Genomic DNA, 24,615 nt, shown 5'->3' on the forward strand with positions numbered 1-24,615 from the left:
AATAACGAAAATGTCTCATCCCGCCTCGGCGTTCGCCGCCAATCCTGGATCAATCCAGCCGATGTTGCCATCGGGGCGACGGAATACGACATTTACTCCGCCATTGCCGGCGTTCCGGAACATGACCACTGGTGCTTCAGAAAGGTCAAGCTCCATCACTGCCATGCCAACGGTCATGGTTTTCACCTTTGCCGAGGTTTCTGCGACTACAATTGGATTGTAGTCCTCAGGAACTTCTTCTTCGCCTTCCGGATCAGCCAGAACGTACGAAGTTGCTTCAAAGATGCCCTTGTCCGCATGGGCGCCGTTTTTGTGCGCTTTCAGCTTTCTGTTGTAGCGCCGCAGACGTTTTTCAATTCGTTCTGCCGCTATGTCAAAACTCTGTCGAGCATCCTGGCTATCACCGGAAGCCTGCAACACGACACCGGTACTCAGGCTTAGTGTGCATTCGGACCGGAAGCCGGAACCCTCTCGCGAAATTGTCACATGACCTGAATATGCGCCCGGGTAGTATTTCTCCAGCGCGTCTGCAATCCGGTTTTCGACGTGGATGCGAGTAGCATCACCAATGTCCACGTTTCTTCCCGAAATACGCAATGTCATGGGAACCTCATATGTTAGAAACGACTCAAAGCGGCGAAAAGCAAATCCAATTACGGAAAACCTTCCGACACTTACACAATGGACCAGCTAAAAAGAAAGTGCCACCTTTTTTGGGCCGTTGGCCTAACGCTGGCTATCTAATCTGGGGGATACTAAAAGTCAACTGAAGTCCTTGGAAACTCTTGGTCCGGTGGATCGGCCCGTTTCCCCGCCAAATCCCTAGGCTCTTGCTCGCTTTTCCCGGCGTCGTTGCACCGAGGAGGGGATTTTCATCGCCTCGCGGTATTTTGCCACTGTGCGCCGAGCGATATCCACACCGTCTTGTTTGAGCAGCTTTACGAGGGTGTCATCAGACAGGATTGCCTTGGGATCTTCGTTATCAATCAGATGCTTGATCTTGTAGCGTACAGCCTCGCCGGATAGTGCATCGCCGCCTTCCGTTGCGTTGATCGCTGACGAAAAGAAGTACTTCAGCTCAAAGATACCTCGCGGTGTGGCAATGTATTTGTTGGAGGTAACCCGGCTGACCGTAGACTCGTGCATGCCAATTGCATCGGCAATCGTTTTCAGGTTCAGCGGACGCAGATACTGGACGCCATGAGCCAGAAATCCATCTTGTTGGCGCACAATCTCCGAAGAGACCTTCAAGATTGTCTTGGCCCGCTGATCCAGACTCTTCACCAGCCAGTTGGCCGTCTGAATACAGTCGGTGAAATAGGCCAGATCCTGATCATTCTTAACAGTGCTGCTGATCTGGGAATAATAGGTCTGGTTCACCAGCACCCGTGGAAGGGTGTCGGGGTTCAATTCCACCACCCAGCCTCCATCACTACCGGGACGTACAATGGCATCGGGCACAACGGGCTGAACCGCTTCCGTGCCGAATGACGCACCGGGCTTGGGATTCAACGCCTTGATCTCGCGGATCATGTCGCTCAGGTCGTCGTCATCCACGGCGCACAGGCGTTTCAAGCTGGCGACATCGTAGCGGGCCAGCAGATCGATGTTCTCTACCAGTTGCTGCATGGCGGGATCGTACCGATCCTTCTCTCGCAACTGGATTGCCAGACATTCCGCCAGCGAGCGGGCAAACACACCACTGGGTTCCAGTGTCTGCAACGACCGAATGATCCGCTCCAGATGGGCCTGTTCAATCCCGAGCCGGTCGGCAGTTTCCTGCATGTCTATGGCCAGATAGCCATTGTCGTCCAGGCTGTCGATCAGATTCTTGGCGATCAATTGATCCGTTGGGGATGTCACGGCCAGCGAGAGCTGCTCCACCAGAAAGTCTTTCAGGGAAACATCCGAGGCTACAAAGGCCTCAAGGTTGTAGTCAGCCGTTGCTACGGTGCCATTGGCTGGCGGTTGCCATTGGTCGCCCTTCAGCGCAGTTGGATCAAGCGTGGGTTGGCTTCCATTGTCGTCGGGAAACACGTTGCCAAGGTCCGCATCCATCTGACTGGACATGTCAGAGGCGTTGGTTGCCAGCTGCGTTTCCAGCCATTCACTGTCGTCGCGTGTGGCCGAGGCGTTGTCGCTCTCGTCGCCGGAAGACGCGTCCATGTCGCCGTCGGACGACGGGTATTCTTCTTCCGCGCGTTCCAGAAACGGGTTACTTTCCAACTCGTTGTCGACATAGGACACCAGATCCAAGCTGGAGAGTTGCAACAGCTTGATCGCCTGCATCAGCTGAGGTGTCATCACCAGCTGTTGGCTTTGCCGTATCTCGAGCTTGGGTGTTAAAGCCATGCTAAATCGCGTCCTCCTGCGTCGCTCGGCTATTTGGCACGAAACATGCTTGGGAAGCTAGCACATCTTTCCGGCTAAAGAGTAAATTGTTCTCCCAAATAGAGACGGCGCACGTCAGGGTCCGCAACAATCGTATGTGGTTTGCCTTCCGTCAGCACTTCGCCCGCCGCAATAATGTAAGCCCGGTCGATCAGGCCCAGCGTTTCGCGCACATTGTGGTCGGTAATAAGCACGCCAATGCCCCGTTGTGTCAGGTGGCGCACGAGTTGTTGGATATCGCCAACCGCAATGGGATCAATGCCGGCAAACGGCTCGTCAAGCAACATGAACGAGGGACGGCTGGCGAGGGCGCGGGCGATTTCCACACGGCGACGCTCGCCGCCGGAAAGCGCAATACTGGGTGATTTGCGCAAGTGCATCACGCCAAACTCTGAGAGCAGGGAATCCAGTTCCTGTTCGCGCTTCTTGCGCTTGGGCTCCACCACTTCCAGCACGGCGCGGATGTTTTCTTCCACTGTCAGACCACGAAAAATGGAGGCTTCCTGAGGCAGGTATCCAATGCCCAGACGTGCTCGCTGGTACATGGGCAGTTGGGTAATCTCAAACCCGTCCAGCGAAATGGTGCCATGATCGGGGCGGATCAGACCGGTGATCATGTAAAAACAGGTTGTCTTGCCCGCGCCGTTTGGCCCCAGCAATCCCACAGCCTCGCCGCGGCGCACATTCAGGCTCACATGCTTGACCACCTGCCGGCGACGATAGCTCTTGCCAATGCCTTCGACTTCCAGCTTGGTGTTTTCCTCCGCCGCCTGAAGCGGTACAGCGCTGAAGGATTGAGCCGAGGCGGCCCCGGAGTGGGAGTGGGGTCTCAAAGTGTTCGATCCTTGGCCGTTTCTTAGTTGTTGTTTTGCAAGCTGTTGGGTTGCAACAGCATTTTCACGCGGCCTGTTTGCGGTGAGTCGAGGTCCACCTTGCCGGTCTTCAGGTTCACGGTCAGTTGGCTTCCCACAATCACGTTCTGTCCCTGACTCAGTACCACTTTGTCGCCGGTCATCACCATAACCTGCTTTTCCATGTCAAAGGTGGCATCATCACCGGTGGCTGTCTGGTCTTTCGAGGAAATGAAAACGCCGCCGTCTGCTTCAAGGCGGCTGATCGTCTGCTGCAGTCCGTCTTCGCCCGATGTGGACAGCGACCCGCCATAAAACACTTTCAGGCGTTCGGTTTTCAGCGTGGCATCACCTTGAGAGACCACAACGTCGCCACTGAACACGGCGCTCTTCTTGTTGTCTTCCACCTGCAAATCCGTGGCTTCGATCTGGATCGGCTCGTCGCTGTTGGCGCCGAACCCTGCAAATGCATCATCAAAGGTCTGGGCCGCTGCGCCGGTAGCTACCAGCACTGGCAGAGCCATGGAAATCAAGAGGGTTCGCAACCATGCTGTCATTGACTGTTCTCCAGAGATGACGGGTTGATCCGCATGGACACGCCGTCGCTGAACCGCATCACTCCGCTATCCTGCTGGTAGTCCATGGAGCCTGCGTGAATGTATCCACCTTCTGCCTGCACTGTCACCGCACTATTCGTCAAGATCTCGCCGCTCGTCATGTCGATATCAAGATAGTCGAATTCCGCCGTGTATCCGCCACTGTAAGTGACGGTAATGCCATCTGTCAGGTTTAAAGTCTCCGCTTCGGCATTGTAAGTACCTTTTGCGGCAACAACCTCCGCATTCTCGTCTTTTCCAAGAACAATTTTGGCGCGGATCGTGTCCAGGTCGATAATCTTGGGGTTGGTAATGCGCTGTACCGCTTCGGCAGCGGAAACGGAGTAGGATCGTTCGCCATCACTGCCGGACAGATGCGGGTTGGACATCACCAGCCCATCCACCGTCAGGCTGATGTCGCCAAGCCCCATCCCGGCAAGGATATTGCGCAAAATCACGGCACCGATCACGCCAACCGCGATCAGCGTGCCAAGCGCTGGCAACAGGAAACGCAAAAACTTGACGAGCCGGGTGTGCCGCTTGGCGGAGCGCCGCGCAGCTTCCTGCTTTTTCCTTGCTTGCTCAGACCAGACAAAGCCCTCAGTTGCTTCTGGAGCCGGTTGCACTGCACCATCCTTGGATCTGTTGTTGTTATGGTTATGATTGCCCTGAGGGCGTTGGTGCGGGTGTTTGAGGCGTCATCCACATCCCGCACCGGTAATTAATCCAAACTAATGTCGGTCCTGTTTAAATTCAATGAAGTCCGGAGGTTCTTTTGCTGAAGTGCCCTGCCAATTCAATTATCAGGAATGGGCAAAAATATCCGTTTCACCCCAGCCTGCCAGATCCAGCTTGGCGCGGGTCGGCAGAAAGCGGAAGCACTCCAGAGCCATTTCGTGACGTTCTTCCCGGTTCAACATGAACTCCAGACGCTCCTTGAGCTTGTGCAGGTGCAGCACGTCGGAGGCGGCATAGGCAAGCTGTGCGTCCGTCAGAGTGTCTGCCGCCCAGTCGGAGCTTTGCTGCTGTTTGGAGATGTCGACGCCCAGAAGTTCCTTTGACAGGTCTTTCAGGCCGTGACGGTCGGTGTAAGTGCGCGTCAGTTTGGACGCAATCTTCGTGCACCAGACCGGAGACACTTCTATATCGAGATAGGCGTAGAGCACCGCAACATCAAACCGCGCGAAATGAAAGATCTTTGGCTTCGCCGGATCCGTGAACAGCTGGCGCAGAACGGGAGCGTCAGTCTGGCCTTTCTCGATTTGCACAACGTCGGCCGTCCCGTCGCCCGGAGAAAGCTGCACAACGCACAAGCGGTCACGGTGTGGGTTCAGGCCCAGTGTTTCCGTGTCCACGGCAACGGCGTCTGCTGCGTTGTAATTCTCAAGAGAGGGGAGGTCGTTCCTGTGAAATCTGATTGTCATCGGCGCTTCTCATCTGTCTTTGCATCGTGTGTGTCTGGCACGCGCAGGTCGTTTGAAGCCTAGATGCCATCCCTGAGCAAGGGTTGCAAAGAAAAACTATGCGGTTTGGAGAGCTGCGTCGGTGAAAACCTGCTTTTTGCGATACAGGCATACGATCATGCAAAGGATCATTTGCAACAATAGCTGGCAATATACCTTGCTATCTTTTTAGTGCGCTATATTTTCTTGAGAAGAAAAGATGGTGCCCAGGAGAGGACTCGAACCTCCACGCCCTTGCGAGCACTAGCACCTGAAGCTAGCGCGTCTACCAATTCCGCCACCTGGGCACTTCCACGTTGCGCTGTTTTGTGGAGCAGCGCCGTGTCTGTGGAGGCGGTGTTTAAGGGTCATTAGGCGGGTTGTCAATCAGGCTTTTGTGAAGAAATTATTTTCATCCACAGACTGCCTTCACAGAAAGGCAACGAGGGGATAAGAGGTCCCTAGGAATACTGATTTTCTCAAAGACGCATGTCCGTGCGAGGTAGGGATACGATGGCGACGGCACTCAACGGCAAACTTGTAACGGTATTCGGCGGGTCAGGCTTTCTGGGCCGGCACATCATCCGCGCCCTTGCTTTGCGCGGGTATCGTGTGCGCGCGGCGGTGCGCCGTCCAGAGAATGCAGAGCACCTTCAACCTCTTGGAGTTGTTGGTCAAATAATGCCCGTTCAGGCCAATATCCGAAACCGGGATTCGGTCGCCAATGCGATGCGGGGTGCAGATGCCGTGATCAACCTGGTGGGTATTCTGCATCAGTCAGGAAAACAGACATTTGATGCCGTACAGGCGGAGGGCGCCGAGAATGTGGCTGCCGTTTGTGCCGAACTTGGTGTGAGTCGGGTGGTGCACCTCTCGGCCATAGGGGCCGACGAGAAGAGCAGCTCCATGTACGCCCGAACCAAGGCCGCTGGGGAAAACGCCTTCAAAAAGCACTGTCCTGAGGCAATTATTTTCCGCCCGTCCATCGTGTTCGGTCCGGAAGATGATTTCTTCAATCGGTTCGGCGCAATGGCACGCATCGCCCCGGCACTGCCACTCGTGGGGGGTGGCAAAACCAAATTCCAGCCCGTGTTTGTCGGGGACGTTGCCGAGGCAGTTGCTCGCGCTGTGGATGGTGAAGCAGTACCCGGAACTACCTATGAGTTGGGCGGGCCGGAAGTGCGCACTTTCAAGGAATGCTTGCAGATTTTGCTGAAGGTCATTCGCCGCCGTCGCCCTCTGGTCAATCTTCCCTTCAAGATGGCGCGTTTTCAGGCGCGGTTCATGCAATTGCTGCCGAACCCTCCGCTTACAGTGGATCAGGTGGAGCTGTTAAAGGCGGATAATGTGGTGAGTCAACAGGCGCAGGATGAAGGGCGCACGCTACAGGGCCTTGGCATTGCTGCGCATACGATCGAAGCGATCTTGCCCTCCTACGTGGACAAGTTCATGCCGCACGGCCAGTACGACGCGCGCCGTCCTTTGGAGGACTAACTCCGCACCAAGGACATCACCTGAAGTGATGCACGGCAGGTCATCTCAAGACAATCGAGTTGGCGCGCTTTTCAGCGCGCCCTCTGAGCTTTCAGATTGTTTGAGGGCGCAAGGGCCGGGCTTTCTGATCCGGTCAAACCGCGTTCTGGATGATCAAGCCAATAAGACCTAGGCCGCCGACGCCAATGCGCCACCAGCCGAATGGGGCAAACCCGTGTTTGCTGACGAAATCAAGAAACGTGCGGACGACAAAGTATCCGGCAATGAATGAGGCCACGAATCCGATGCCGATCAGCGTTGCATTGTCGACCGTAATCAGGTCACGATTCTTGAACAGGTCATAAGCGAAAGCGCCGCTCATGGTTGGCATGGCCAGAAAGAACGAAAACTCCGCCGCCGATCGCTTGTCCGTGCCCATGAGCAAGGAGCCGACAATGGTGGCCCCGCTCCGCGACACACCGGGGATCATGGCCACGCACTGACACAGGCCAATTTTCAGGCACAGTCCCAAAGGGTATTCGGTAATTTCGCGGTATCGAACCTCCAGCGGCATCCGGTCCACCAGCAACATGATGATGCCGCCGAAGATCAGCGTGATGCATACCAGCACCGGCGTTTCAAACAAGACCTGTTTGATAAAACCGTGGGCCAGCACCCCGATAACCACAGCGGGGAGAAAGGCGATCAGAATTCCTGCCACGAAATGGCGTGAGCGCGGATCAGTTGGAATTGTTGTCGCAAGTTGCCACAATCTTCTGAAATACACCGACAGGATCGCAAGAATGGCCCCGAGCTGAATCAGCACTTCAAACATCCGGCCATCACTTTGAAAGCCGATGAAATGGCCCAGCAACAACAGGTGACCCGTCGAAGAAACAGGCAAGAACTCTGTCAGCCCCTCCACGATGCCAAGGATGAGCGCCCCGATGATTGTTTCAGTTGTCATTGCTGAGTAGATCTCCAAATACGCCTGGCTGGGGATACGGGAGTTGTCCCCCGCTTATTTTTCGGCTGGGTGATGACGGTAAACACAAAAGGAAGAAAATTCGGTTAAAGCAGATTTAATTGGTTAACGGTTTGCCCCGAAAAAGAACCCCATGCTGAAGCTATACCACCACCCGTTTTGTCCCCATTCACGCACTGTCCGGCTCGCGCTGGGCGAGTATGGGGTGCAGTTTGATTGTACGACGGAATATCCGTGGATACGGCGTCAGGATTTCCTGATGCTCAATCCGGCCGGAACGATTCCGGTGCTAAATGAGAATGATGGCGGACCTGTGTGCGGGACGTGGGTTATCCTCGAATATCTGGATGAAACCCGCGGCTATTCCATACCGGATCGGCGCTTGTTGCCGGATCATCCCGCAAAGCGTGCCGAAGTGCGGCGGCTGATGGATTGGTTTTTATACAAGTTCCATCAGGAAGTGCTCTCTTACATTGTGCATGAGCGCATTTATAAGCAGGAGATGGCCCCCAAATATGGCGGTGGTCAGCCGGATTCCTCAGCTCTGCGCGTGGCCCGCATCAACATGGGCCATCATTTGCAATATATCGGCTACCTTGCCGGCACGCGCAAATGGCTGGCAGGGGATCAACTGAGCTTTGCCGATCTGGCTGCGGCCGCTATGCTGTCTGCTGCGGACTATCTGGGCGAAGTGCCCTGGTCGCGTGACGAAAACACAAAAAGCTGGTATGCGCGGGTGAAGTCGCGGCCAAGCTTCCGGCCATTGCTTTCCGACAAGATGTTGGGCATGCCTGCGTCGCCGACCTACGCGGATTTGGACTTCTAACCAAGCACGGACTGCCCGATGTTGACAGACCGGCAAGCCAATCGGGTCAAGAGCGATCTGATCAAGCGCGCCCATGCCCTGGGATTTGGACAGGTGCGCATTGCGCGTCCGGATGCCATTCCCCATGCCCCTGAACGGCTGCGCCAATTCATTGAGGCCGGCTATCACGCGACCATGAACTGGATGCCCGAGACGGAGGCACGCCGGTCAGATCCGCGTGTGCTTTGGCCGGAGGTGCGCAGTATCATCATGCTTGCCATGAATTACGGCCCTGATGAAGATCCGCTGGCGCTCCAGGAAAAACCGGAGAAGGCGGCAATCTCCGTTTATGCGCGCAACCGCGACTACCATGATGTGGTCAAAGGCAAGCTCAAGGAACTGGCCAACCTCGTGGCCTCACGGGGGGGCGGAGATGTGAAGGTGTTTGTCGACACGGCGCCGGTTATGGAAAAGCCTCTGGCCCAAGCTGCAGGCCTTGGCTGGCAAGGCAAGCACACCAACCTGGTGTCCCGTGAGTTGGGAAGCTGGTTTTTTCTCGGCTCCATCTTCTCGACGCTGGAGTTGCCGGTGGACGAGACCGAGGTTGACCACTGCGGGCGCTGTCGCCGGTGTCTGGATGCCTGCCCCACGAAAGCGTTTCCCGCGCCTTATCAGTTGGATGCCAATCGGTGTATTTCTTACCTCACCATCGAGCATCACGGACCGATCCCGCACGAGTTTCGGCGGCCCATGGGGAACCGGATTTACGGCTGTGATGACTGTCTCGGGGTGTGTCCATGGAACAAGTTCGCGCAAGAAGCATCTGAAGCCAAGTTGCGAGCGCGTGAGGATCTGAAAGAGCCATCCATTGCGGACTTGCTGAAGCTGGACGACGCTAGCTTCCGGCGCTTTTTCACGGGCTCTCCCATCAAGCGCGTGGGCCGTGACCGGTTCATTCGCAATGTCTTGATCGCTGCGGGCAATTCGGGAAAGGCCGAGCTTCTGGGGGATGTGATCCGCCTGTTGGAGGATCCTGCGCCGGTGGTGCGGGCCACGGCGGTTTGGGCGCTGGGTGAGTTGGGCTCACCTGCGCAGCAAGCCGACCTGCATGACGGATTGGCGCCTTCAGAAACCGCTAGAGAGGTTCAGGAGGAGTGGCAACGGCTCAAGCAGGCGGCCGGCAGGAACTCGGTCTAAGCCGTCAGGTGCGCGAACGCACGCACCACCTGCGCATAAACCTCACGTTTGAAGGGCACGATCATGTCAGGCAAGTTTGCGGCCTGTTCCCAACGCCATTCGCTGAACTCCTGATTATGTCCTTCAGGTGGGTTCAAAATGTTGATCTCGGCGTCATCTCCGTCAAACCGCATGGCAAACCACTTTTGTGTTTGGCCGCGAAATTTGCCCCGCCGCGTGCTTTGCTGCACTTCCGGGGGAAAATCATAGGCAAACCACTCGGGAGCTTCAGCCAGAAGAGAAACTGAAGCCACACCGGTTTCCTCGTAAAGTTCGCGTTTGGCCGCTTCCAGAGGGTCCTCTCCCTCATCCAGTCCGCCCTGTGGCATCTGCCAGGCAAAGGCATCGGGCACCGGAGTCTTGTCACCAAAGCGCTTGCCCACCCAGACAAGGCCTTGCTTGTTGAGAAGCATGATACCCACGCAGGGGCGATAGGGAAGGGATGTCAGGTCGGTCATGAAAGAGTCCAGAATGGCCCGGCATACCACCGGGCACATGAGTTTTTAGTGAGAGGCGTCGCCGTCAATGGCGGCGCTGATGGGGATTAACGTCAGCCCGCGATCTTCAAGGGTGCGGGTCCAGCGCGCCAGTTGTTTCAGGGTAATGGGGTAGGCCGTGGCTGATGCCACTGCCAGGCCCCGAGACCGTGCCAACGATTCCAACTGAAGCAATTGGGTTTCGATGGCCTGTTGGCTCAACTCCTCATCCACCACAACGTCGACCTTCACAAAGGGCGTCTGAGTGGTATCGGCGATTTCCTGCGAAAGAGATCGCGCCGATCCGGAGGCATCCACGAACATCAGGCCGCGCTCCTGTGCTTCCTGCAAAAACGGCGTCAGCGCTTTCCCATCGGAAAGAAACCGTTGTCCCATGAAGTTCACAAGGCCGATGTAGTTGGTTGTGCGCGCCATCACCCAATGCAGCTTGTCAGTATTCTGGGCACTGGCGGATTTGGTCAGCAAACTGTGCGGGCCTGCGTCATTATCAGGATAATCGAAGGGCTCCATGGGCACCTGCATCAGCACTTCATTGCCCTGTTGGCGCGCAGTGCTCATCCACCGGTCCACATCGGTGCCATAAGGCGACAAGCCCAGAGTGATCTGTTTGGGCAGGTTATCCAGAGCCATGCTGGAAATCGTTTCATTCAGGCCCACACCGTTAAGCAGCAGCGCAATGCGCGCCGGCGCTTCATGTGCAAGGGGAGCAATCTGAGCGTAAACATCCAGTGGGCGCACGCCATTATCTGCAGTTCGCGGCAGCGGGCCATAGGGGCCGTTCTCAATCAGTTCCTGCAGCGGCAAGTGCGGCGCATCGGGTTCGGCGCCTAATTCTGCGGCCATCTCCGGCTGCGGGCCCTTGCCGGCGTTCACTGTCTGCCGGGCCGGTTCGGCGCCGTCCGGACCGATCACATTGTCCAGCTCCCGCGGTAGCTCAACCACGGTGAAGTCGTGCTGCGTTACGCCCTTGAGGTCCGTCGACAATTTCACCGTTGCAGTTGGTTCTCCGCCCAACGGATCGTTCACAACGCCGATCCAGATAAAACCGGTGATTGCCAACAGTGTGAGCAGGGCGACCCCGATCAGGCCAAACGGCGGATGGTGATACCAAGGTTGTTTCAGCCCAAGCGGGGCTGTCAGGTCATCTCCGGGCATACCAGATCCAACGAAGTTTCAAGCATCGACTATAGGGAAAAAGGGGCCGCGCCGATCATGCAGCGCGGCCCATCGATAGGGACTTACTTGGCAGCCTGCTTGTCTGGCTGCGGTGGGAAGGCATCGTCAGAAGCTTCCCCACGCAACAGGTCCAGAGCCAGTTGCAGTTGGTTGTCCTCGCTCTTGTCACGCGGCACATAGGCCTGACTGCCGGACATTTCCTCGCCTTCCTCGGCAGACAGATGTCCCCGCAGACCGGCTTCACCCTTGGTTTCGGCACGGCCCTGCAGTTCCTCCGGCAACTCCTGCAAGGTGATGATGTCAGGTGTGATGCCCTTGGCCTGAATTGACGTGCCAGACGGTGTGTAATAACGCGCCGTGGTCAGGCGGATTGCGCCGTTTGCGCCCAGCGGAATGATGGTCTGGACCGAGCCCTTTCCGAAGGACCGGGTGCCAAGAACCGTTGCCCGGCGATGGTCTTGCAGCGCGCCAGCGACAATTTCAGAGGCAGAAGCGGATCCGCCGTTGACGAGCACGATCACCGGCTTGCCATCCACCAGATCGCCCGGCCGGGCGTTGTAGCGCTGAATTTCATCCGCGTGGCGTCCACGGGTTGAAACGATCTCACCTTGATTCAGGAAGGCATCGGAAACTGAAATCGCCTGATCCAGCAAACCGCCCGGATTGTTGCGCAGGTCAATCACGAATCCCTTGAGATTGTCCGCACCCACATCCTCGGAGATTTCGACGATCGCATTTTCAAGATTGTCGTAGGTCTGCTCGTTGAACTGGGTAACGCGGATGTAGCCCACATCATCCATGGTTTCCCAGCGTACCGCACGAATGCGGATCACATCGCGGGTCAGCGTCACCTCAAGCGGCTCCTCAACGTTTTCACGCAGAATCGTCACGGTGATGTCGGTATCGACCGGGCCCCGCATTTTCTCGACGGCTTCGTTGAGCGTCAGGCCCAGCACCTGTTCGCCGTCAAGATGCGTAATCAGGTCACCTGCCATGATGCCGGCATCGAAGGCCGGTGTGTCATCGATTGGCGCAACAACCTTTACCAGACCTTCTTCCATGGTCACTTCAATGCCCAGACCGCCAAACTCGCCGCGGGTCTGCACTTGCATGTCCCGGAAGTTTTTCGGGGAAAGGTAGCTGGAGTGAGGATCGAGATCGGTCAGCATGCCGTTGATGGCTGCTTCGATCAGATCAGCATCCACCGGCTGTTCCACGTAGTCCGAGCGCACACGCTCGAATACGTCGCCAAACAGATTGAGCTGGTTATAGGTGTCCGGCGAAGCCGCATGCGCGGGCTCGGAGATCCTGAACGGGGCTTGTGAGTAGGTCACAACTGCCGTGGCCCCAAGGACCACACCCACCAGTAAGAGTGAAACTTTCCGTATCATCCGCGAACCTTTTCGTTTTCGGCATTGGACCACCACGGCTTGGGGTCCACGGCGGTGCCATCTTTTCTAAACTCTACATATAGCACTGGCTGCTCAGATCCAAAATTAAGATTTGCAACACTGGCTACGCGGGTGTCGCCCATTCTGGCCACCGGTTCACCGGCAAGAACGAACTGACCCAACTCCACATTGATCTGATCCATGCCCGCCAGCAATATATGATATCCATTTCCAGCGTTCAGAATGACGAGTTGTCCATAGGACCTGAACTCCCCCGCGTAAGCAACCCATCCATCCGCTGGAGAGGTTATCTGGGCATTGGCGCGGGTGACGTAGGACTGACCATTCGTCTTGTTCCCAAATCCGTCAGCCACCCCATAATCCTGCAGCAATGTGCCAGAAACCGGGCGGGGCAGAAATCCTTTTGCATCCGCAAACGGAATCTGGGGGCTAAGGCGACCGGGATCGGCAAACGGGTCCGCATAGCCATAGCGACCCGATGCGTGCGCTTCATCCGACGCGCGGGCGGCGGCTGCTGCCTCGCGTGCACTGCCCACTTCGTTTTCAAGATCAGCCAGCAATTGTTTCAGCGAGGTGGCTTTTGCCGCCAGTTCCTCCGCACGCTCGCGCTCTTGCGCCAGCATTTGCTCGCTTTTTTCGCGTTTTTTCTGCTTTTCAGCCAGCAACAATTCCAGTCGGTGCTGTTCTTCGGCCAGCTTCGTTGCACCGGCGCGCAGCCGCTCATATTCTGTTTCAATGGAGGCGCGCAGCCGTGTCAGTTCGGCCAGATCGCTGGCCAGCGCTTCAGCCTCAATGCGCACATCCGGCATGACAGCGTTCAACAGAATCGCGCTGCGCACGGCAGCCAAAGCGTCCTGAGGGCGCACAGCCATGGCGGGGGGAGGGCGATGCCCGATGCGCTGCAAGGCAACCAGAACTTCCGCCAATGTCCCGCGCCGCTCTTGCAGGGAGGCGCGCACGGTATCCTCGTTCTGTTGGTGGCGCGCCAGACGGCGTTCGGTTGCGTTCATCTGCGCTTCAAGTTGTTGCATGCGCGAACCCGTCCGGATCAGTTCCTCGTTCAGGCCCTTGCGGTCACGATCAATGGTCCGAATGGTCCGGTTGATCTGCTCCAGTTTTTCCTCGGAAATCGAGATGTCGCGGGTCACATCGCGCAGTTCGCTCTCCCGCTTCAGACGGCGCTCTTCTGTCTTTTCCTCTGCGGAAACAGGGGCTGCCTCGGCTTCCTCTGCTGCATGGGAGCGGGAGACGGTTCCCGTCATGCCAACCAGCACGACAGCCACCGCCAAACCTGCAGACAAAAAGTGCGACGGGAAGGCCCTGCGCATTCGTATAGTGCTTCCTTTGCAACGCGTTTCGCGTGGACTGTGAATGACCAGCGTTAATTTAGTGTCAATTCGCAGAGGCTGTTAACCATTCACCCAGCGTGCATCCAAACAGAAGCGATGGTCTACGGCAAGTCACGAACCCTTAAAGTTTCGTAAGGAAGCAGGTGCTGGTGCGTTGCTGCTGTGGTTGGCAGCCTTGCACCCCAATGCAAGTGATGTGCTATGCCCGGTGATACGGGTGGCCACTCATGATTGTCATGGCACGGTAAATCTGCTCGGCACACAGTATCCGCACCAGTTGGTGCGGCCACGTCATGGAACCCAGTGCAATCTTGAGATTTGCCTTGGCAATCAGTTCCGGGCCATGGCCATCTGCACCCCCAATGGCAAGCACCAGATCACTGACACCACTGTCCGTCCAGTCGCGCACTTGGGTGGCAAACTGATCGCTGGACAGTGTTTTGCCGTGTTCATCAAGTACAATCAGCACGGCGCCAGCGGGCAGCGCCTTCAGCAGAGCGCTGGCTTCTTCCGCTTTGCGATCAGCCGCGCGCTGAGCGCGGCTTTCGGGTAGCTCGATGACTGCAACTGATGTAATGCCAAGGCCTTTTCCTGTTTTGCGGGCCCGATCAAGATAACGGTCGCAAAGATCCTTTTCTGCGCCAGCTTTCATTTTGCCAACGCAGGCCAAACTCACTTTCATGGAAAACGCCCTGCACAGGGGACAAAAGCCCATTGCGCTGCCTGAATTCTCAAAAAGGCAGCGATTGTGAGCGACCCCAAACCAATTACGCGGTTATTACCCGATATACTGTGTTGGTGTTGTTGTCTCTGTCGACCACATTTTCTCGACGTTGTAGAAGCCACGGACTTCCGGACGGAAAATGTGAATGATGGCATCGCCAATATCGACCAGAACCCAGTCACAGTGCGGCAACCCTTCAACGCGTGCATTGCCGTAGCCCGCGTCCTTCAAGTCGCGAAGCAGGTGGTCGGTAACCGCGCCGACGTGTCGGTGGGAACGACCGGACGCCACGACCATGTAGTCTGCGACAGAGGTCTTGCCTGCCAAGTCTAGGGAAACAATATCCTCGGCCTTGGAGTCATCAAGGCTCTTGAGGATCGATTTCAGCAGGGCCTCCACATCAGAGGTATCCTGCGGTAGAAGAGGAGCGACTGAATCCGTCCCTTCATGAGTTGCTGTCATGGTCAGCTGTGTAGCCTTTCGCCATGGTTAGAAGATAGTGCGGTTTAACCGCGGGATTGCCTCGAAAAACCGGTCTTCTCAGCATTCCTGTAAGGAAGGATAGCGCTACCGGCATTGCATTTTCAAGACACTTGTTTTGCATAGCTCTGGATGGCTTCATCCAGAGTGTTGGCCCCGCCTTATATGCGTTGACGAGGAGGCGTCAAGGGGGGCTGTAAGAAACGTCCAGGCCGGTGCCTTCAAGCTGCTGAGATTTCGTGCCTTTTCCTGAGGGATACGAGATGTCGCATAAGTCTGGCTCATGGGCGCCGACAGCGGAGCCAGCGTGGCTCCGGGGCGGTTGACAATTGCGAGAGGTACCCGTTCCACAATGCTGCGCCACGCCTGCCAGCGATGAAAACCGGAAAGATTGTCAGCCCCCATCACCCAAACAAACCTCAGCTCCGGATTGCGCGCCTGCAGCGCGGCAATAGTGCGGGCCGTATAGGGTGTGCCCAGCTGCACTTCATGGGCCGTGACCTTCATTTTCGGGTGTTTGGCCATGGCTTGAACGGCTGCCACGCGCTCCGCCAGCGGGGCCAGTTCACTGTGTTCCTTCAAAGGGTTGCCCGGTGTCACCAGCCACCAGATCTGATCAAGATCCAGCCGCCTCAGTGCCGTTTCCGCTACCAGCAGGTGGCCGCTATGGGGCGGGTTGAAAGATCCGCCAAACAGGCCGATCCGGTTACCGGGCGCGGCATAGGGCAGGCGAACCCAGTCCGCCTGTTTGCTGGTGTCGGTTGTACGCAACCGGGTATCGAAGGTGTGGTTCATGGGCGTGTCTGACCATCCCCGCGCACCACGTATTTGAAGCTTGTCAGCTGTTCGACCCCGACAGGACCGCGCGCATGCATGCGACCGGTCGCAATGCCAATTTCGGCGCCCATGCCGAATTCACCGCCATCGGCAAACTGGGTGGACGCGTTGTGCAGAACTATTGCTGAATCCACTTCATTCTGGAAACGGCGCGCCGCCGATGCGTCCTCGGTGATGATGCAGTCGGTATGGTTGGAGCTGTAGGTGGCAATGTGCTCGATCGCTTCATCCAGTCCGCTGACCAGCTTCACTGAAAGGATTGGGGCCAGATATTCAGTGGACCAATCTTCCTCCTCGACCGGTTTCACGTTGGCACACAGCAGGGCCACTTCTTCATCGCCACGAATTTCGCAGCCCTTGGCTTGAAGCGCATCGATGATCGGACGCAGGTGGGTGGTTGCGATCTTCTCGTCCACCAGCAGCGTTTCCAGCGCACCACAAATGCCGGTGCGGCGCAGTTTCGAATTAACGACAATATCGACGGTTTTGTTCAAATCCGCGCGTTCGTGAACGAAAATGTGCACCAGGCCTTCAAGGTGCGCAAACACCGGTACTCTCGCATCCTCTTGTACCCGTGCCACAAGGCTTTTACCCCCGCGCGGAACGATCACATCCAGGTTGCCTTGCAGGCCCTTGAGCATTTCACCCACCGCATCGCGACTGGTTACGGGGACAAGTTGAATGGAGTCCGCAGGCAAACCCGCTTCCTCCAGCCCGCTTTGCAGTGCCTTGTGAATAGCCAGATTGGATTTGATTGTGTCCGAACCGCCGCGCAAAATGACTGCATTGCCCGCCTTCAGACACAAGGCCCCTGCATCCGCCGTGACATTGGGCCGGCTTTCGTAAATCACACCAATCACACCCAAGGGCGTGCGAACACGAGAGATTTCCAGTCCATTGGGTCGATCCCATTTGGCCATGACGTTGCCAACCGGGTCGGGCAGAGCGGCGACCTCTTCAAGAGCTTTGGCAATGCCTTCAATCCTGTCCGCGTCAAGGGTGCCGCGATCAATGTAGGATTCCGGCTGTCCATTGGCAGTCATCCGCTCGATATCCTGAGCATTGGCTGCGAGGATATCTTGCGTTGCGGCGCGCACGGCCGTGGCCATGGCTTTCAACGCCGTGTCTTTTTGAGGCCCCGGAGCCAGCGAGAGCGCACGTGCCGCCGCGCGGGCTTTCTTGCCCATGCCATCCATCAGCTCGGGAATGTTCACATCTGCCTCAGTCACCATCGTCTATCCTCAATCCGCCGGGAGAACGGCCCGGCTCATGCAAAACCTAACATCTTTCAGAGGCTTCCAGCACGAGATCGTCGTGATGAATCATTTCAGAGCGCCCGGCGTATCCTAAAATGCTCTCGATCTCGTGGCTGTTGCGGCCAATAATCAGGCTGGCCTCTGCGAAGTCATAGGCAATTAGGCCGCGCCCGACAGCCCGTCCTTCCGCATCCACCAACCGGACTGCATCGCCGCGGTGGAAGTTGCCATCAACGCGAGTTATGCCCGCCGGCAGCAGGCTTTTTCCCCGTTTGATGGCGGAGAGGGCCCCGTCGTCAACCTGCACAAGGCCCATGAGTTCCAAATGTCCGCCAATCCACGCCTTGCGCGCCGATTTGGGCGTGGACGCTGCTGGAAACCAGGTAGCCCGTTCGCCATTGCAGATGGCGGCCAGGGGATTCATCTTCTGACCGGAGGAAATCACCATGGTTGTCCCCGCCCCAACCGCGATTTTGGCAGCGTCAATCTTGGTTTTCATCCCCCCGGATGAAAAAGCCGAGCCCGCAGCGCCGGCCATCGCTTCGATTTCCGGCGTAACCGACATCACCTCCGGCAGAAAAACCGCATTCGGGTCTTGTTGAGGAGGGGCCGTGTAAAGACCATCTACATCCGACAACAGAACAAGACAGTCCGCGCTTGCCATTGTGGCAACGCGAGCACCAAGCCGGTCGTTATCCCCGTAGCGGATCTCGTTGGTGGCAACGCTATCGTTTTCGTTGATAATCGGGACCGCGCCGATTTTCAGAAGCGTTTCAATGGTTTCCCGTGCATTGAGATAACGGCGGCGTTCCTCCGTATCGCGGAGCGTCAAAAGGATTTGCCCGGCAGTCAGTCCGCGCGCTTTCAGAATTTCCGAATAGGCCTGCGCCAATGCAATCTGGCCAACGGAGGCCGCGGCTTGAGCCTGTTCAAGCCGCAACGGGCCTTGAGGAAACCCTAATACGCCGCGCCCCAACGCAATGGAGCCCGAGGAAACCACGAGGATTTCCTTGCCCTTGTCCGCGAGCGAGCGCAGGTCGTCCGCCAGAGACTCCAGCCATGCCCGCTTCAGTCCGTTTTCATCAACCAGTAACGCCGAACCGATCTTTACGGTTATCCGGTTGAACTCACTCAATTTTCTCGTCATTTACGGCCGCCATTCCTCGTCAGGCGCGGAAGGAACGCTGTTGGCTTCTTCCTGCTTGTCCTGATCAATTGCGCGGATGATCATCCGCTGCACCGTGTCGATGTTCTCTCCGCTAGCAGAGGAGATGACAAGGGGCTTTTGGCCGCAGGCCGCTTCCAGTTCGGCAAACTTTTCATCGCGCAACTCGGGCGACAACGCATCGGCCTTGGAAAGGCACACAATCTCGGGTTTTTCCGAGAGCCCGTGTCCATAGGCTTCCAGTTCACCGCGGATGACGCGATAAGCCTCGGCCGGATCTTCGCCGGAGCCATCCACCAGATGCAGAAGCACCCGTGTGCGCTCAACGTGCCCCAAGAAGCGGTCACCCAAACCTGTGCCCTCGTGAGCGCCTTCAATGAGGCCTGGAATGTCCGCCAGAACGAAACCGCGCCCATCTATTTCGCAAACGCCCAGATTCGGGTGCAACGTCGTGAAGGGATAGTCGGCGATCTTGGGCTTTGCCGCAGAAACCGCGGCGAGGAACGTGGACTTGCCCGCGTTTGGCAAACCGACAAGGCCTGCATCGGCAATGAGTTTCAGGCGCAGCCAAACCCATTTCTCCTCGCCATCCTGACCGGGATTTGCATGTCGAGGTGCCTGATTGGTTGAGGTCTTGAAATGGGCATTACCGAAGCCGCCATTGCCACCGCGCAGCAACAGAACCCGCTGGCCCACTTCAGTCAGGTCAGCCAGAATGGTCTCGTTATCCTCTTCAAGAACCTGCGTGCCCTTGGGGACGCGCAGCACCATGTCTGCGCCACGGGCGCCGGTTCGGTTGCGGCCCATGCCGTGGGCGCCGGTCTTGGCTTTGTAGTGCTGGGCATACCGGTAATCGATCAGGGTGTTCAGTCCCTCAACGCATTCGATCCACACATCACCGCCACGACCACCGTCGCCGCCGTCCGGACCGCCTTCTGCCACATATTTCTCGCGGCGAAAGCTGACACAGCCCGCGCCGCCATCACCGGATTTGATAAAGATTTTTGCCTGATCGAGGAACTTCATTTTCTATCTCTTTAAGACCGTGTGCGGACGTCTTTGTGTTACCTCTTGAATCCTTGTGGCGAAAGCTCGGTGTTCAGGAAAAGGGCCAAAGAACGGTACATTTCGTGTTGGGGTGCCACCCGAATGCTGACGACCGTGTTTAAACGGTTATGCGTCGGATGTGTCAAGTTTTTCCGCCAAAAACTGCACACGGGTCAACTCAAACCGGGTGCTTGGAATTTCGGCACCGGGGCGTGCGCGACTGGTCTCGATGCTCTGACCGGCAGGGCGAAACCCAACCTTCTGCAAAACGGCCTGAGAGGCCGGATTGTCGTTGAATGCATGCGCTCGCAGGGCGTCTACTGTTGGATAGGCATTGAAAATGTGAGCCAATGCCACTCTGGCGGCCTCGCTCATGTAGCCTTTGCCCCAGAACGGCTGTCCCAACCAATAGCCAAAACTGTTGCTCCCTGCGAGCCCATGGGCGCCAATGACGCCCACGAGACCGGTACCGTCATCTATCGCCCAGTTAATCGTGTCGGACAGATCGACTTTCTCGTTAAAGGTGACCCATTCTCTTGCATCTTTATCCGTATAAGGAAATGGGATGGGGCCAAGCATACGAGAAACCCGCACATCACCGAGATAGTCGGTCAGATTGACAACGTCATCAATGCTGAACGGCCGTAAGATCAAACGCGAAGTTTTCAGTGTTGGCAACATGAGTGGGCTCCTTTGCGTGCTACCCCAAGCGGAAAAAGGTTTCGCGTGGCAAAATGTAATGATTTTCCTCGATCTGCCTGCCGCCCCGAGCCCGGCAGCGCTGCGTCCCCTTTCCACACCATGAAAAACCCAGCTTGGTCAACAGGTGGATTGAGCCGCTATTGTCAACATACGCCCCGGCCTTCACTGCAGCCGCGCCCAATTCTTCAAAGGCATGGCGCAACACGGGGCGAACGGCTTCGCTCATGAGGCCTTGGCCCCAATATGGCTGGGCAAGCCAATAGCCTAGCGTCCACGTCTCGGGCGCAGGGTGTCGCAGGACGACTGCTCCAATCACCTCTTTTTGATAGTCAAGCAGCCACGTGTGAACGTTTGGGTGCTGCTTTGCCTCGATCCATTCCACGGCATCTTTTTCAGAATAAGGAAACGGCACCACCGCCAACCTCTTGGAGACTTCGAAGTTGTTGAGATGCCGCGCAATAGCCCGTGCGTCCGTCAATCGAGGGGCGCGCAACATCATGCGAGACGTGGACAATTCGGAGGTCAAGGCCATGAGAGAATTTCTTTTCAAGTAATAACGGGCCGCCCAAGTCTCTATGGGGCAGGATGCGATCTAAAGGGGATTGGAGGCGTGAAAGCGATGCTTTGGAAGGAGTAGCACGTGGTTTTCTACGTGTTCGTTCAGTGGTTTGCTGAAGCGGACACATTCTCCCACCTGCTGAAAGCCGAGCTTTGCAAGCACGCGCTGAGACGCTGTATTGTCTTTGAAAACCCGCGCCGCGAGAACATCAAATGATGAATGCGCAAAGAAGTGACCGATTGCGGCCCGAGCCGCTTCACTGGCATAGCCCTGTCCATGGGCGGCAGGTGTCAGCCAATAACCGAGTGTTGGCCATTCGGGGTTATCCTTGAGATCTCCCGGCGCTGTCACGTCAACGCCGCCGATCATCTCGTTATTCAGGAAAATGGAAAACGAACCAAAACCCGGATCGGTTGTTGTTGTGCTTTTGACGTTTATGTTCTCCTGAGCTGTCTGCCAATCAGCGGGCCACGTGGGACCGGTTAGCCATTTGACAACGTCATATTGGGTCAGGCCCTTGTCCCAAAGGTCTTGCAGGTGGTCGGCTATGAGCGGTCGAAGTGACAAGCGTGCGCTTTCTAGTGCCAACATCGCGGGTCTCCGGGGCGGGGGATGGCAGCCACTATCATGCATGATGTGGTTGCAAATAAAGGCAGGAGCGCCGTTAAGTGGAACAAGGCACCAGCCCGTACCCTGCGCTGAAGGGTGGTTGTCAATTTCCTCAGCGCGAGGTTCAAGGCAGGAACCTCATTCCACCTGAAACAGGCAGGTGTTGGTCAGGTCAGGCGGCTTGGCCCCAGGCCTTGAGCGCCTTCCAGGTGCTGCGTGTCAGCGAAAAACGGTCCACGTTCACAAGACCGCTGTTGCCGGACATGCGCATCTTGGATTGTTCGCGAAATTGGAAGCCACACTTCTCCAGCACTCGTCTGGAAGCCGGGTTGTTTACATGGCAGCTTGCCGTCAGTGTGGAGATCCCCCCGTCGGAAAAGGCAAAGTCGACCATGGCGTGAGCGGCTTCCGTCGCATAACCCTGTCCCCAGAACGGTTCCCCAATCCAGTAGCCCAGATGGCAGGCGCCGCCGTCTTCCATGGACGGGGCATAGCCGATGGCGCCGATGAACCGACCGGTGTTCTTCATGCGGATGGCAAAAAGCGTATTGCCCATGTGGCCCGCTTCGCTGCGTTTCACCAGCGCTTTGGCGTCTTCAAGTGTGAAGGGGTGGGGCATGCTGGCCACCATATCGGTCACCCGGCGGTTATTCGCCAGAAAGATGATATCGGCCAGATCGTCTTGACGCGAGGCGTTGATGGCCAGACGCGCCGTGTCCTGCGGCTCATGTGCGGCCGCACTGTAACTGCTTTCCTCTAAGCTATCCTCATATTCGACAACCATGTTCTTTTCTCCGGCACAAGCCCTGATGTCAGGGCAAAATAAAAAGGGAAGATGGCGTCCCATCTTCCCTTTTTCTGATCTTTTTTAGATCGGAGGCCGGATTTCCATCCCGCCGGGTCGATGAGACGCCGACGGTTTGGAAACTCACGTCGGCTTTACTCTGCGGCTAGCGCCACTGGCATCACATTAATGAATGTTCGGCCATTGCGTTTTGTTTCAAAAGTCACTTTGCCTTCTGCGGTCGCAAAGATGGTGTGGTCTTTGCCCATGCCAACACCTGCGCCCGGGTGCCACGTTGTGCCACGCTGACGAGCAATGATGTTGCCTGGAATGACAGCTTCACCACCGAACTTCTTGATGCCAAGACGACGACCAGCTGAGTCGCGACCGTTGCGGGATGAACCGCCAGCTTTTTTATGAGCCATAACGAAGTACTCCTCGTTTAATCTCTTAAGGACAGGTTAGGCGGCAATTACTTGCCTGCCAGTTCCTTGGCCTGTTCAACCCAGTTATCGCGTTCGAAACGACCCTTCAGGCCGGCTTCTTCTTCAACGCGGGCGATGTCTTCAGCAGAGAACGCTGCGATCTGAGCGTATGTGGTAACGCCCGCAGCATTCAGCTTCTTTTCAATTGCAGGGCCAAGGCCGCTCAGCTTCTTAAGGTCGTCTGCGCCTTCAACAGCAGGGGCAGCGGCTTCCTTGGGAGCTGCAGCTTTTTTGGCCGGCTTTGCGCCACCGGTCAGGATATCAGTGATCTTCACGGTCGTGAAGGACTGACGATGACCATTGCGGCGACGGGAATTCTGACGACGACGCTTCTTGAACACGATGATCTTGCGATCACGAGCCTGTTCAACAACTTCAGCTACAACCGAAGCGCCTTCTACGGTTGGCGCACCAATGGTGGTATCTGCGTCGTTACCTACCATCAGGACTTCGTCAAAAGTGACGGTTTCGCCTGCTTCAGCAGAAACTTTTTCGATCCGCAACAGATCGTCTGCAGCGACGCGGTACTGCTTACCGCCGGTCTTAATAACTGCGAACATGTCTAGCACGTCCTTCTTTTAAAATTTAGCGCGCCCTGTGGCGCCGCACGAATGCGGACTTTGGCAACTGATTCCACTTTCTCAGCTCAGGGAACCATCCTCAATTCAGAGGAAATCGGTCGCAAACTTCAGTAGCTTGACTGAAAGGCGACAACGATGTCTAGCCTCGGACAGCGCGGTCCAGCGGATTACCCCGCCTATTAAGAGCAGGCGCAATATACGGATGGCGCCAGTAAAGTCAACGTGAAAAGCCCGGATTTGCGCGCGGTTTGTTGAGTTTTCCGGGTATAGTGTTCTGCATTGCCTCAATAATGGGAGGTTGGCGGGGCCTTGAGGGGCATATTGTTCGCGATCGTGGTTCTGCCATATCGTTTTACAGGGACTATCTTTTCAAAAACAGCTGCACGTGATGGTGTAACTATCGAAATGCCACCCGTTGGAAAAAGCAGGAGCCCGTATGCTTCGGCCGAAAGCAGAACCGCTCTAAAACAGGCTTGTGTGTTTTGCCGTTTTCCACTGCATCGGGACTTGTCGAATGAAAACGCCTTCTATATGTTCCGCGCAAATCTTGGACCACACGCCAAAATATGGAGAGTTGCCGGAGTGGTCGAACGGGGCGGTCTCGAAAACCGTTGAGCACGCAAGTGTTCCGAGGGTTCGAATCCCTCACTCTCCGCCATAATCTCGATTCCATTTTGTCAAGGTATTGTTTTTGTAATGCTCATTGGGGCACCACTTAGGGTGGCTGCTACATGGTCTTTTTCCGATTAGCCTCTGAGGCGTTGCAAGCAACCCTATCGATCGATTTTTCACACTTGCCGAAACTCATTTAGGTTGTAAGCCCAAATTTAATTAGGTCAGAAAATTGCAGGAAAGTTGTATTATTCTTTGCGAGTAAATTCCTCAGAACTTCCAGAGTTTATGTTAGGAAAGAAGGAAAGTGTGCACGCAAAAATGATTTTGAACAGTGGCTGTAGTCTACTGCTTCGAATTTCCCTAGCGGGTATGGGCTTAGGGAAACCTGCTCTTGCTTTTAGTCGTTTTAGGCCCCGCAAATAGGTAGCGGAGTATTCTTGCTTGATCTCGCTGTTGTTGGGCGAATATGGTGTTGTGTGTGTGTCAAACCGGCCGCCTTTATTGTTTGAGCCAAGATTGACAGCATGTGTTTATAGAAGTTTGCCATTCTTAATGGCT

26 protein-coding genes and 2 tRNA genes are annotated in these 24,615 nt (G+C 56.3%); 4 read left to right on the plus strand and 24 right to left on the minus strand.

All coding sequences use genetic code 11. The features are described 5' to 3' along the window. Positions 1-15: 15 nt before the first annotated feature. The 7 genes from hpf to G512_RS0104285 form a co-directional block, all read right to left on the minus strand. Positions 16-603 (minus strand): ribosome hibernation-promoting factor, HPF/YfiA family, encoded by a 588-nt coding sequence (gene hpf / locus G512_RS0104255; RefSeq protein ID WP_028480642.1) that lies wholly within the window; start codon positions 601-603, stop codon positions 16-18. Positions 604-822: 219 nt separating this feature from the next. Further along, positions 823-2,352 carry an RNA polymerase factor sigma-54 gene (gene rpoN / locus G512_RS0104260; protein ID WP_028480643.1) on the minus strand — a complete coding sequence of 510 codons (1,530 nt, stop codon included), beginning with the start codon at positions 2,350-2,352 and terminating at the stop codon, positions 823-825. A 74-nt stretch (positions 2,353-2,426) separates the two neighbouring features. Further along, the gene (gene lptB / locus G512_RS19935) at positions 2,427-3,224 is read right to left on the minus strand and encodes an LPS export ABC transporter ATP-binding protein (RefSeq protein WP_208974930.1); all 798 of its coding nucleotides are present in this window, start codon (positions 3,222-3,224) and stop codon (positions 2,427-2,429) included. Between the two features lie 23 nt (positions 3,225-3,247). Then, the gene (locus G512_RS0104270) at positions 3,248-3,799 is read right to left on the minus strand and encodes an LptA/OstA family protein (protein WP_036488426.1); all 552 of its coding nucleotides are present in this window, start codon (positions 3,797-3,799) and stop codon (positions 3,248-3,250) included. Beyond that, positions 3,796-4,464 carry an LPS export ABC transporter periplasmic protein LptC gene (gene lptC / locus G512_RS0104275; RefSeq protein ID WP_051268867.1) on the minus strand — a complete coding sequence of 223 codons (669 nt, stop codon included), beginning with the start codon at positions 4,462-4,464 and terminating at the stop codon, positions 3,796-3,798. Before lptC ends, G512_RS0104270 begins: the two co-directional genes overlap by 4 nt. Before the next feature lie 177 nt (positions 4,465-4,641). Next, the gene (locus G512_RS0104280) at positions 4,642-5,262 is read right to left on the minus strand and encodes a ribonuclease D (protein WP_028480646.1); all 621 of its coding nucleotides are present in this window, start codon (positions 5,260-5,262) and stop codon (positions 4,642-4,644) included. Between the two features lie 239 nt (positions 5,263-5,501). Beyond that, positions 5,502-5,588 (minus strand) — tRNA-Leu (locus tag G512_RS0104285). 205 nt (positions 5,589-5,793) lie between these two features. Between G512_RS0104285 and G512_RS0104290 the strand changes: the two genes are divergently transcribed. Further along, positions 5,794-6,774: a complex I NDUFA9 subunit family protein gene (locus tag G512_RS0104290; RefSeq protein WP_028480647.1), complete on the plus strand. Its 981-nt coding sequence runs from the start codon at positions 5,794-5,796 to the stop codon at positions 6,772-6,774. Positions 6,775-6,907: 133 nt separating this feature from the next. Here the strand turns inward: G512_RS0104290 and G512_RS0104295 are convergent, their stop codons facing one another. Continuing rightward, positions 6,908-7,720: an undecaprenyl-diphosphate phosphatase gene (locus tag G512_RS0104295; protein WP_028480648.1), complete on the minus strand. Its 813-nt coding sequence runs from the start codon at positions 7,718-7,720 to the stop codon at positions 6,908-6,910. Positions 7,721-7,871: 151 nt separating this feature from the next. Between G512_RS0104295 and G512_RS0104300 the strand changes: the two genes are divergently transcribed. Together G512_RS0104300 and queG are read left to right on the plus strand one after the other, a co-directional pair. After that, positions 7,872-8,564, plus strand: a complete 693-nt coding sequence (locus G512_RS0104300) for a glutathione S-transferase family protein (RefSeq protein ID WP_028480649.1) — start codon at positions 7,872-7,874, stop codon at positions 8,562-8,564. Between the two features lie 18 nt (positions 8,565-8,582). Continuing rightward, entirely contained in the window at positions 8,583-9,740 is a 1,158-nt protein-coding gene (gene queG, locus G512_RS0104305) for a tRNA epoxyqueuosine(34) reductase QueG (protein WP_028480650.1), read from the plus strand. Here queG and G512_RS0104310 read toward each other — a convergent pair. The 16 genes from G512_RS0104310 to rplU all read right to left on the minus strand — a co-directional run bounded on the left by G512_RS0104310 (position 9,737) and on the right by rplU (position 23,421). After that, positions 9,737-10,237 carry an RNA pyrophosphohydrolase gene (locus G512_RS0104310; protein WP_028480651.1) on the minus strand — a complete coding sequence of 167 codons (501 nt, stop codon included), beginning with the start codon at positions 10,235-10,237 and terminating at the stop codon, positions 9,737-9,739. The two genes, queG and G512_RS0104310, sit on opposite strands and share 4 nt — an antisense overlap. Before the next feature lie 45 nt (positions 10,238-10,282). Further along, the gene (locus G512_RS0104315; RefSeq protein ID WP_036488436.1) at positions 10,283-11,431 is read right to left on the minus strand and encodes a divergent polysaccharide deacetylase family protein; all 1,149 of its coding nucleotides are present in this window, start codon (positions 11,429-11,431) and stop codon (positions 10,283-10,285) included. Between the two features lie 83 nt (positions 11,432-11,514). After that, positions 11,515-12,843, minus strand: coding sequence for a S41 family peptidase (locus G512_RS0104320; protein ID WP_028480653.1), 1,329 nt, complete (start codon positions 12,841-12,843; stop codon positions 11,515-11,517). Continuing rightward, positions 12,840-14,192 (minus strand): murein hydrolase activator EnvC family protein, encoded by a 1,353-nt coding sequence (locus tag G512_RS0104325; protein WP_143181374.1) that lies wholly within the window; start codon positions 14,190-14,192, stop codon positions 12,840-12,842. Before G512_RS0104325 ends, G512_RS0104320 begins: the two co-directional genes overlap by 4 nt. Positions 14,193-14,412: 220 nt before the next feature. Beyond that, positions 14,413-14,895 carry a 23S rRNA (pseudouridine(1915)-N(3))-methyltransferase RlmH gene (gene rlmH / locus G512_RS0104330; protein ID WP_028480655.1) on the minus strand — a complete coding sequence of 161 codons (483 nt, stop codon included), beginning with the start codon at positions 14,893-14,895 and terminating at the stop codon, positions 14,413-14,415. A gap of 96 nt (positions 14,896-14,991) precedes the next feature. Next, positions 14,992-15,399: a ribosome silencing factor gene (gene rsfS / locus G512_RS0104335; RefSeq protein ID WP_028480656.1), complete on the minus strand. Its 408-nt coding sequence runs from the start codon at positions 15,397-15,399 to the stop codon at positions 14,992-14,994. Between the two features lie 156 nt (positions 15,400-15,555). After that, complete coding sequence (locus tag G512_RS0104340) at positions 15,556-16,212, minus strand: nicotinate-nucleotide adenylyltransferase (RefSeq protein ID WP_051268869.1); 657 nt, start codon at positions 16,210-16,212, stop codon at positions 15,556-15,558. Then, entirely contained in the window at positions 16,209-17,486 is a 1,278-nt protein-coding gene (locus G512_RS0104345) for a glutamate-5-semialdehyde dehydrogenase (RefSeq protein ID WP_028480658.1), read from the minus strand. The genes G512_RS0104340 and G512_RS0104345 overlap by 4 nt, the downstream gene beginning before the upstream one ends. Before the next feature lie 46 nt (positions 17,487-17,532). Further along, on the minus strand, positions 17,533-18,657 hold the full coding sequence (gene proB, locus G512_RS0104350; RefSeq protein WP_028480659.1) for a glutamate 5-kinase: 1,125 nt from the start codon (positions 18,655-18,657) through the stop codon (positions 17,533-17,535). Next, a complete protein-coding gene (obgE, locus tag G512_RS0104355) occupies positions 18,658-19,701 on the minus strand; it encodes a GTPase ObgE (RefSeq protein ID WP_028480660.1) in 1,044 nt (347 codons plus the stop codon). A 147-nt stretch (positions 19,702-19,848) separates the two neighbouring features. Beyond that, entirely contained in the window at positions 19,849-20,403 is a 555-nt protein-coding gene (locus G512_RS19940) for a GNAT family N-acetyltransferase (protein ID WP_051268871.1), read from the minus strand. Positions 20,404-20,422: 19 nt separating this feature from the next. Further along, positions 20,423-20,956 (minus strand): GNAT family N-acetyltransferase, encoded by a 534-nt coding sequence (locus G512_RS19945; RefSeq protein WP_051268873.1) that lies wholly within the window; start codon positions 20,954-20,956, stop codon positions 20,423-20,425. 60 nt (positions 20,957-21,016) lie between these two features. Then, positions 21,017-21,574 (minus strand): GNAT family N-acetyltransferase, encoded by a 558-nt coding sequence (locus G512_RS0104370; RefSeq protein ID WP_051268877.1) that lies wholly within the window; start codon positions 21,572-21,574, stop codon positions 21,017-21,019. Between the two features lie 190 nt (positions 21,575-21,764). Continuing rightward, positions 21,765-22,376, minus strand: coding sequence for a GNAT family N-acetyltransferase (locus tag G512_RS0104375; RefSeq protein WP_036488563.1), 612 nt, complete (start codon positions 22,374-22,376; stop codon positions 21,765-21,767). Between the two features lie 155 nt (positions 22,377-22,531). After that, positions 22,532-22,801, minus strand: coding sequence for a 50S ribosomal protein L27 (gene rpmA, locus G512_RS0104380; protein WP_028480663.1), 270 nt, complete (start codon positions 22,799-22,801; stop codon positions 22,532-22,534). 47 nt (positions 22,802-22,848) lie between these two features. After that, a complete protein-coding gene (gene rplU, locus G512_RS0104385) occupies positions 22,849-23,421 on the minus strand; it encodes a 50S ribosomal protein L21 (protein ID WP_028480664.1) in 573 nt (190 codons plus the stop codon). A gap of 589 nt (positions 23,422-24,010) precedes the next feature. Here rplU and G512_RS0104390 point away from each other — a divergent pair. Next, positions 24,011-24,100 (plus strand) — tRNA-Ser (locus G512_RS0104390). Positions 24,101-24,615: the final 515 nt, after the last annotated feature.

It is taken from the genome of Pseudovibrio exalbescens DSM 16456 (genome assembly GCF_000422785.1).
In the GTDB taxonomy this organism is placed as follows: domain Bacteria; phylum Pseudomonadota; class Alphaproteobacteria; order Rhizobiales; family Stappiaceae; genus Pseudovibrio; species Pseudovibrio exalbescens.

Coding starts and splice junctions, on each gene's coding strand:
- rpmA (WP_028480663.1), bottom strand. CDS start 22,801: ATGGCTCATAAAAAAGCTGGCGGTTCATCCCGCAACGGTCGCGACTCA.
- G512_RS0104370 (WP_051268877.1), bottom strand. CDS start 21,574: ATGTTGGCACTAGAAAGCGCACGCTTGTCACTTCGACCGCTCATAGCC.
- G512_RS0104295 (WP_028480648.1), bottom strand. CDS start 7,720: ATGACAACTGAAACAATCATCGGGGCGCTCATCCTTGGCATCGTGGAG.
- rsfS (WP_028480656.1), bottom strand. CDS start 15,399: ATGACAGCAACTCATGAAGGGACGGATTCAGTCGCTCCTCTTCTACCG.
- G512_RS0104345 (WP_028480658.1), bottom strand. CDS start 17,486: ATGGTGACTGAGGCAGATGTGAACATTCCCGAGCTGATGGATGGCATG.
- G512_RS0104325 (WP_143181374.1), bottom strand. CDS start 14,192: ATGCGCAGGGCCTTCCCGTCGCACTTTTTGTCTGCAGGTTTGGCGGTG.
- obgE (WP_028480660.1), bottom strand. CDS start 19,701: ATGAAGTTCCTCGATCAGGCAAAAATCTTTATCAAATCCGGTGATGGC.
- G512_RS0104315 (WP_036488436.1), bottom strand. CDS start 11,431: ATGCCCGGAGATGACCTGACAGCCCCGCTTGGGCTGAAACAACCTTGG.
- G512_RS0104375 (WP_036488563.1), bottom strand. CDS start 22,376: ATGGTTGTCGAATATGAGGATAGCTTAGAGGAAAGCAGTTACAGTGCG.
- hpf (WP_028480642.1), bottom strand. CDS start 603: ATGACATTGCGTATTTCGGGAAGAAACGTGGACATTGGTGATGCTACT.
- rlmH (WP_028480655.1), bottom strand. CDS start 14,895: ATGAAAGTGAGTTTGGCCTGCGTTGGCAAAATGAAAGCTGGCGCAGAA.
- G512_RS0104280 (WP_028480646.1), bottom strand. CDS start 5,262: ATGACAATCAGATTTCACAGGAACGACCTCCCCTCTCTTGAGAATTAC.
- G512_RS0104310 (WP_028480651.1), bottom strand. CDS start 10,237: ATGACCGACCTGACATCCCTTCCCTATCGCCCCTGCGTGGGTATCATG.
- queG (WP_028480650.1), top strand. CDS start 8,583: ATGTTGACAGACCGGCAAGCCAATCGGGTCAAGAGCGATCTGATCAAG.
- proB (WP_028480659.1), bottom strand. CDS start 18,657: ATGACGAGAAAATTGAGTGAGTTCAACCGGATAACCGTAAAGATCGGT.
- G512_RS0104270 (WP_036488426.1), bottom strand. CDS start 3,799: ATGACAGCATGGTTGCGAACCCTCTTGATTTCCATGGCTCTGCCAGTG.
- rpoN (WP_028480643.1), bottom strand. CDS start 2,352: ATGGCTTTAACACCCAAGCTCGAGATACGGCAAAGCCAACAGCTGGTG.
- G512_RS19940 (WP_051268871.1), bottom strand. CDS start 20,403: ATGTTGCCAACACTGAAAACTTCGCGTTTGATCTTACGGCCGTTCAGC.
- G512_RS19945 (WP_051268873.1), bottom strand. CDS start 20,956: ATGGCCTTGACCTCCGAATTGTCCACGTCTCGCATGATGTTGCGCGCC.
- G512_RS0104340 (WP_051268869.1), bottom strand. CDS start 16,212: ATGAACCACACCTTCGATACCCGGTTGCGTACAACCGACACCAGCAAA.
- G512_RS0104290 (WP_028480647.1), top strand. CDS start 5,794: ATGGCGACGGCACTCAACGGCAAACTTGTAACGGTATTCGGCGGGTCA.
- G512_RS0104300 (WP_028480649.1), top strand. CDS start 7,872: ATGCTGAAGCTATACCACCACCCGTTTTGTCCCCATTCACGCACTGTC.
- G512_RS0104320 (WP_028480653.1), bottom strand. CDS start 12,843: ATGATACGGAAAGTTTCACTCTTACTGGTGGGTGTGGTCCTTGGGGCC.
- rplU (WP_028480664.1), bottom strand. CDS start 23,421: ATGTTCGCAGTTATTAAGACCGGCGGTAAGCAGTACCGCGTCGCTGCA.